Below are 7132 nucleotides of genomic sequence, written 5' to 3'. Positions count from 1 at the left end.
AACGCCAGTCGCGGCCTGAGCCTGACCTCAGGGGTGGAGATCCGGGGCGGCGACTGGGGCGCGGTGCCCATCACCGCCACCGCCGAGCGCACCCAGGCGGGCTGTGGCCGGGGCAGACTGGGAGCATGCCTGACGCACTGACAACCCCGCATGGCCCACCCGGTCGGATCCTCCTGGTCGGTTGCGGGAAGCTGGGCACCCGCCTGGGGCAGGACCTGGCGGCAGTCGGCTGGGACGTGTTCGCCCTCCGCCGCGACACGGCCTCCCTGCCTGCCGGGTTCTCCGCTCTCGCGGTCGACCTGCGCGAGCCGATCGGACGTGCCCTGCCGGACGTGGACGCCATGGTGATCACCCTGCCGCCCGGGACGCAGGACCCTGGAGGCCAGCCGGACGGTTACCGCGCCTCGCTCCAACACCTCGCCGCGGCGCTGCCCCGCGTGCCGCGGAGGGTCGTGTTCGTGTCCTCCACCCGGGTGTTCGAAGGGTATACGGACGGCCGGGTGCTCACCGAGGCGGACGCCCCCGCCCCGGTCACCGAACGCGGCGGCACGCTTCTCGACGGGGAGCTCCTGGCCTCCGACCTGTTCGGCGCGCATGTCGTCCGACCGGCTGGAATCTACGGACCCGGCCGGACGATGCTCGTGCGTAAGGTCATCGAAGGCGCCCCGGTCCAGTACGCCAGGCGTACCAACCGCATCCACGAGGCCGACCTGGTCCGCACCCTGGAGGCGCTGCTCCTCGCGGCGGATCCGCCGCGGCTCCTGCACGCCGTCGACCAGGGCCCGGTCCCGCTGGGCGAGGTCGTCACGTACATCGCCCGCCAGTTGGGACTCCCGGCGCCCCCGAGGGCCGATCCGGAAGTCACCAGCGGCACCATCCTCAGCGGCGCTCGCCTCCTCGGACTGCTGGGCGCCTTGACGTACCCGACCTTCGAGACCGGGTATGCCCACCTCATAGCCACCGGCCCCGACGGGACGGCTTCCCGGCCCCGGGACGGCGCCGATCGCTGAAGGGCCCTGAGGAAACCCCCGTCTCGTGGTTTACGCTTCATCTGACCACCGCAGTCGACCTCACCTGGTCCTGGCACCGCAGGACCGACGGGGTCCCCTGGAGGTGGCCGTGGGTCGGGCCGTCGACGGCACTCGGGAAGCCGCGATCGAGTCGCCCACCAGCGTCACCCTCCAGGCAACCGGGAGCCGGCCCGGACCAAGGGTGTCCGGGCCCTGGCGCGGAGCCCCCACTGGCCTGCGGACGGGACACGCCACGCGTTCCCCGGAGCAGCGCCCCCGCGGCGGGCTCCGAGGGGCAGTGCGCTCCCGGGCCGAACTTGTCACGATGCCGATGGAGGATAGATGAGACGCAGACGAATCCCGAGAACACTGCTCGCGATCGGGGCGCTGGGGATCGTCGCTCTCCTGACGGTGCTGATCCTGCTGGCCCGCGATCGGCCTGGCGGTTCCGGCATGCGGACCGAGGAGGTCGCGCCCCGGGCACAGGTGACCTCGGCCTACGGGCATCTGGAGGAGTTCCAGGCCCTGGCGGACGAGCACGGCGACCGCGCCGCCGGCACCTCGGGGCATGAGGCGGCGGCCGAGTACGTCGAGGGGCAGCTGGCCAGTGCGGGGTATGAGACCACCCGTCAGTACTTCACCGTCGAGACCTGGGACGAGGAGATCGAGACGTTCTCCATCCTCGCCGAGACGAAGGGCGGGAACGAGGACAATGTGATCATGCTCGGCGCCCACCTGGACGGAGTCCCCGGCAGCCCGGCGATCAACGACAACGCCTCGGGTGCGGCGGCGCTGCTGGAGGTCGCGCGCAGGCTGGCGCAGGAGGACGCCGGCGAGAACACGGTGCGCTTCGCGTGGTGGGGTGCCGAGGAATATCGGGGGTTCCCTGGATCCAGCCACTACGTGGAGGAGCTGGACGAGGACGATGAACTCGAGACCATCGCCGCATACCTGAACTTCGACATGGTCGCCTCACCCAACGCCGTGGTCGCCCTCTACGACGCACGCGACGACGATTCCCGGCTCAACGTCCCCGACGGTTCGCTGGACCTCATGGAGGTCTTCACCGACTACTTCGACTCCCGCGACCAGCCGTGGATCACCACGAGCTGGAACTACGAGTCCGACCAGGTCGCCTTCGCCGAGGCGGACATCCCCGTGGCCGGCCTGTTCTCCGGCAGCAACGAGAGGAAGTCGTCCCGGGAGGCCCGGCTCTTCGGCGGGGAGGGGGGCGCTCCCCGCGATCCGAATTACCACCAGCCCGGTGATGACCTCGACAACGTCGATCCGGACACGCTGGACCTCATGACCGACGCGATCGCCCACGCCGCCACTCGCCTCGCCCAGGACTTTGGCACCCAGGACTCCGGCGCCCTGGACGGCGACACCCAGGACTGAGCCGGACCCGCGGAGGCACCGCCGGCGTCGGACCGGATCCCGGCCGGTGCCCGCTGGCCGGTGCCCGCAGGCCGAGATCGCGCTGTGAAGAACAGGGTCGACAGGCTTTACGGAGTAAAGTCTCGAGGGCGCAGCCGCCGTCCACCGTGTTCCGACCAGCTGAAGGGGCGTCATGTACACGCACTTGTTCAAGACGGTCCACCGGGCCTACTTCCAGGACCATGTCCGGGCCGTCCCCCGGGACCGCCTCGGAGCGATGGACCCCTCCGACGTCCGTGCCCTGATCCGGATCGTCGGTGAGGTGGTGCGGACCCAGATGCGCGAGCACGGACCGTCCACCCGGCGCGTGCGCACGGTCAACGCCGAGCTGGAGCGGGCCGAATCCTCCCTGATCCTCATCGACGGGAAGGTCGTCGGATCCCTCGACCAGGACGTTGCCGAGGACTACGGCCGGTTCACCAGCCGGCTGATGCACGAACTGGCACCGGTGCTGACCGGCACCGGGATGCACGTCATCAGCCCCGAGGGAGAGGACGTCAACGACGGCACCGGATGGAGTCACTTCCTCGGGATCGCCGCCTGGCGCAGTGTCGATGACACCAGGCTGGCGCCCTTCCTCGACACCGAGACCGCCCGGTGCTGCCACTGCCGGGTCCCGGGCGACGCCGACGCCTGGGCCTCCCCGGTCCACGTCGCCAATGAGGTGACTGCGGACCTCGCCGCGGTGCTGCGCCAGATGTGGGAGGAGGAACAGCTCCTGGCCACCCAGCCGCGCGAACCGGTGGAAGCGGTGGCGGTGCCGGAGGCCGAGGTGCCTCGTGGTCCGGTGAACAGTGCGGGCGAACCCCTCCAGTACGTCAACGCCGCCATGATCGCCGCCGCGCTCAACGTCTCCCGGGCCGGCGTGCGGTACCTGTCGGGTTTCCCGGACCCCGCGGTCACCCTGGCCGGGCCGCGGGTCTCCCAGCAGGGCTGGGACCGTGCCGCGGTGGAACGCTGGGCCGAGGCGCACGGACGGGCCGTCGACTGGCCGGACGCGCCGGAGGAGGCCCCCGCTGACCTGCAGCCCGCCCTCTGGACGTTCTGACCGCGAACCCGACGGCATCCGTCCTCCTGGTCGCGTGTGCTCCCGGCCGCGCGTCCTCCCGCACGGTGTCCGGTCAGGGGTCCACCGTGTCCCCCGGTCCGTCGGAGCAGCGCCACGAACCGCGTCGGCCGGCGATCACCAGGTCACCGGCAGCGCGCGCAGTCCGAAGACCACGTGGGACGAGCGGAACTCGACCTCCTCGAACGGGACGGCCAGGGCCAGCCGCGGGAACCGACGCAGCAGGGCCGGGAACGCGATCCGCATCTCCATCCGGGCCAGCGGTGCCCCGATGCAGTGGTGCACGCCGTGTCCGAAGGCCAGGTGCCCCGGGGTGCCCCGGGTGATGTCCAGCCGGTCCGGGTCATCGATCAGGGCCGGATCGCGGTTGGCGGCGGGCAGCGCGCACACCACCAGCTCGCCCTCGGGGATGGTGTGCCCGGCGACCTCGACCTCGGTGGTCGTGGTCCGGGGGATGCCGGCGTGCACGATGCTCAGCCAGCGCAAGAGCTCCTCCACCGCCGGGCCGGCCATCGCGGGGTCCTCGCGCACCAGCGCCAACTGCTCGGGGTGCCGCAGCAGTGCCAGGGTGCCCAGTCCCAGCATGTTGGAGGTGGTCTCGTGGCCGGCGATCAGCAGCAGGCTGGCGAGGCCGACCAGCTCGTCGGTGCTCAACTCGTCGGCATGCTCACGCACGAGCATGCCGAGCAGGTCCTCGCCCGGTGCGGCCTGGGCGCGGGCGACCAGCTGCGCCATGTACTCGCGACCCTCCCGGGAGAGCGCGAGGAGTTCCTCGGGCGGGGTGGAGATGTCCAGCTCCCGTTCGGTGCGGTGCTGGAACTCCGCGCGGTCCTCGAAGGGCACGCCGAGGAGCTCGCAGATCACCAGCGACGGAATGGGCAGGGCGAAACCGGCGACGAGGTCCGCTGGCGCTCCGGCCTCCTCCAGCGCGTCGAGGTGCTGCCCCACGATCTCGATGATCCGGGGTTCGAGCCGGCGCATGCGGCGGGCGGTGAACTCGGGAGTGAGCATGTGCCGCAACCGGGTGTGTTCCGGCGGGTCGTGGGCCAGCAGCTGACCGGCCTGCATCTGGGCCTGCTCCTCGGGGCTCAGGGGACGGCCCCCCGGCAGCTCGAACGAGCGCTGGTCGGCGTTGCTGAACCGGACGGGATCGGACAGCACGGCGCGCACGTCCTCGTACCGCGTGACCAGGTAACCGGAGATCCCCAGCCCCGTGTCGACCTTGCGCACGGCACCGTCGTCCCGGAGCCTGCCGAGGTCCTCGACCGGATCGAATTGTTCTCGCCGCATGTGCAGCGGCGTCAATGCCGGGGACTCAGCCATCCCGCGCCACCTTCTGCTCTGCCTGGCGCATACGCTACCCACCCCTGCCGCGTCCGGCCAGGGTGCGGTGACCGGCAGATCGACTCCCTCCGTCAGCGGGGACCGGCCTGGGGCCGGGGCGGGCGCCCGGCCGTCACGGGACCCGGCCATTCCGGGGCGAGCATCCCGTAGACGAGGGTGTCCGTCCACTCGTCCTTGATCAGCCAGTCCTGCCGCAGCAGCCCCTCGCGGCGGAAGCCCAGGCGCTCGCAGAGACGGGCCGAGGCGGCGTTGCGGGCGTCCATCCGCACGCGCACCCGGTGCATGCCGTAGTGGCCGAAGGCCAGGTCCAGCACCGCGCGGGCGGCCTCGGTGGCCAACCCGCGTCCACCGGCGTCCGGGTCGAACACCCAGCTGACCTCGCCCAGGGACAGCGAGTCGTCCACGGCCCACAGCGTGATGTCCCCCACGACGGCGCCACCGCCGTCCGCGTCCCGCTCCACGACCACCAGGCAGACCGCGAACCCGGCCGCGGTGATGTGCAACCGCCCCCGGCGCCGGCCGACCTCGTCACGGGCCCTCGCCGCGTCCCACGGGCCGTCCAGCAGGTAGCGGGTGGTGTCCTCCCGTCCGTAGTAGCGCAGCAGCCCGCCGGCATCGGCATCGCGGAGGTACCGCAGCTCGAGGCGCTCGGTGCGCAGCGGCACGGGGGGCGTCGGGGCCGGCGTCGGGCGCGCGGGTGTCACTGCCGGCTGCTCACGCGGGGCCGCGACCGGGTGCCCGGTCCCGGGCGGCACGGGGCGGGGATGCTCACGGGCCGGTGGCGGCCCGGTCACCGGCGAGGGCGCGGGTGAGGTCCACGAGGCGGCGCAGGACCTTCTCGAGGGAGCGGTCGTGGTGGTCGGTCAGGGCCAGCTCGCCACCGGGGAAGTCCATGCGGCGGACCAGGTTCACGGAGTCGCCCACCACGTGCATGTTGTAGGCAGCGGTGGTGATCCGCCAGGCCTCGTTGGCCCGCACGCCGCCCAGCCCGCCGTAGGCCACGATCGCCAGGGTCTTGTCCATCCACTGCCTCGAGAGCAGGTCGTAGGCGTTCTTGAACGCACCCGGGATGTTCCGGTTGTACTCGGGGCTGATGAAGACGAACCCGTCGCACTCGGCCACGGCGTCGCGCCAGCGGTGCACCTCGGCGGGGCCGTCCTCGGCCTGCGCCCAGTTTTCGTCGGTCATCACCGGCAGGTCGAAGTCCCGCAGGTCCAGGACCGTCCACTCGACGCCTCCCGGGACGGAGGAGGTGTCCAGGGCACGGGCGCGGTCGGCCACCCAGGCCCCCACGGACGCGCCGAGACGCCCTTGGCGTACCGATCCGATGACGATGCCGATCCTCATGCCGGGTCCTCCTGCGTGACTGGGGCGGATGTGCTGGCGGCGGGGGGGTTCCAGTATCCAGACTAGGGGGTGTGGGTCCGGTGCGCGGTCCGGCCCGTCCGACGTCGAAAGGCACATCATGGAACCGATCCGGCAGCAGTGGGGCGGCACCGGTGCGCTGATCGACGACCCGGTCGGCAGCATCATCCGCCCCCACCGGGACTGATCGCGGTGACCGTGGTCTCCGGCACCGGATCCGCGCGGAGCTCGCGGCGGGCACCGGGGTGGCGGGCCGACGCGGGGCGGGTGGTGTTCCTGCTGGCCGCGCTGCTGTCCTTCACCGGCAACGGGCTGAGCTTCTACATCGGGTCCTGGAAGGACTCCGACCTGCCGGTGGATGCCGGCTTCGCGGGTGGCTTCGCCGGCGGCTGGGAGCACGTGGTGAACCAGCCGACCTACTTCACCTTCCTGTCCAACTTCCTGGTCGGCCTCACCTCGCTGTTGCTGGCCATCCGGCCGCACCGGACGTCGGACCTCTTCCATGCGGCGCGGATCGCCGGGGTGGTGTGCATCGTCATCACCGGGGTGGTGTTCAACGTGCTGCTGCGGGATGCCGACCCGATGACCCGGGTGGAGCAGGTCAATGACACCATCCAGCACGTCATCACCCCCCTGCTCACGCCGCTGGTCTGGCTGCTGCTGGACCGGAAGGGGCAGGTGACGTGGCGGCGGATCGGCCTGGCGTCGTTGATCCCGCTGGCCTGGCTGGCGTTCACGCTGCTGCGTGGGCCATGGCTGGACTGGTACCCCTACAGCATCCTGGACGTGCCCCGGATGGGATATTCTGGTGTGTCTGTCTACCTGGCTGCCATCCTGGCGTTCTTCTTCGCGGTGGCGGCGCTGATGTGGGTACTGGACCGGCTGCTGATCAGCGGGAAACGGAGGTAGG

7 protein-coding genes are annotated in these 7132 nt (G+C 71.5%); 4 read left to right on the top strand and 3 right to left on the bottom strand.

The features are described 5' to 3' along the window. The first annotated feature begins 125 nt into the window (after nucleotides 1-125). From CITRI_RS0114400 to CITRI_RS0114385, 3 genes are all read left to right on the top strand, one after another. A complete protein-coding gene (locus CITRI_RS0114400) occupies nucleotides 126-1010 on the top strand; it encodes a sugar nucleotide-binding protein (RefSeq protein WP_010145616.1) in 885 nt (294 codons plus the stop codon). Between the two features lie 342 nt (nucleotides 1011-1352). Beyond that, nucleotides 1353-2408 (top strand): M28 family peptidase, encoded by a 1056-nt coding sequence (locus CITRI_RS17990; RefSeq protein WP_083843466.1) that lies wholly within the window; start codon nucleotides 1353-1355, stop codon nucleotides 2406-2408. A gap of 172 nt (nucleotides 2409-2580) precedes the next feature. Beyond that, nucleotides 2581-3495, top strand: coding sequence for a hypothetical protein (locus tag CITRI_RS0114385; protein WP_010145614.1), 915 nt, complete (start codon nucleotides 2581-2583; stop codon nucleotides 3493-3495). A gap of 135 nt (nucleotides 3496-3630) precedes the next feature. Here the strand turns inward: CITRI_RS0114385 and CITRI_RS0114380 are convergent, their stop codons facing one another. The 3 genes from CITRI_RS0114380 to CITRI_RS0114370 form a co-directional block, all read right to left on the bottom strand. Then, a complete protein-coding gene (locus tag CITRI_RS0114380) occupies nucleotides 3631-4836 on the bottom strand; it encodes a cytochrome P450 (RefSeq protein ID WP_029139369.1) in 1206 nt (401 codons plus the stop codon). Between the two features lie 92 nt (nucleotides 4837-4928). After that, entirely contained in the window at nucleotides 4929-5522 is a 594-nt protein-coding gene (locus CITRI_RS17985; protein WP_050813708.1) for a GNAT family N-acetyltransferase, read from the bottom strand. Between the two features lie 103 nt (nucleotides 5523-5625). Beyond that, nucleotides 5626-6204 (bottom strand): NADPH-dependent FMN reductase, encoded by a 579-nt coding sequence (locus CITRI_RS0114370; RefSeq protein WP_010145611.1) that lies wholly within the window; start codon nucleotides 6202-6204, stop codon nucleotides 5626-5628. A gap of 210 nt (nucleotides 6205-6414) precedes the next feature. Between CITRI_RS0114370 and CITRI_RS0114360 the strand changes: the two genes are divergently transcribed. Then, complete coding sequence (locus tag CITRI_RS0114360) at nucleotides 6415-7131, top strand: Pr6Pr family membrane protein (RefSeq protein ID WP_010145610.1); 717 nt, start codon at nucleotides 6415-6417, stop codon at nucleotides 7129-7131. Nucleotide 7132 lies beyond the last annotated feature (1 nt).

This window comes from Citricoccus sp. CH26A (genome assembly GCF_000224415.1).
Classification (GTDB): Bacteria; Actinomycetota; Actinomycetes; order Actinomycetales; family Micrococcaceae; genus Citricoccus.
The sequence above is the reverse complement of the archived record's forward strand: the minus strand, read 5'-3'. Positions and strand labels throughout refer to the sequence as shown.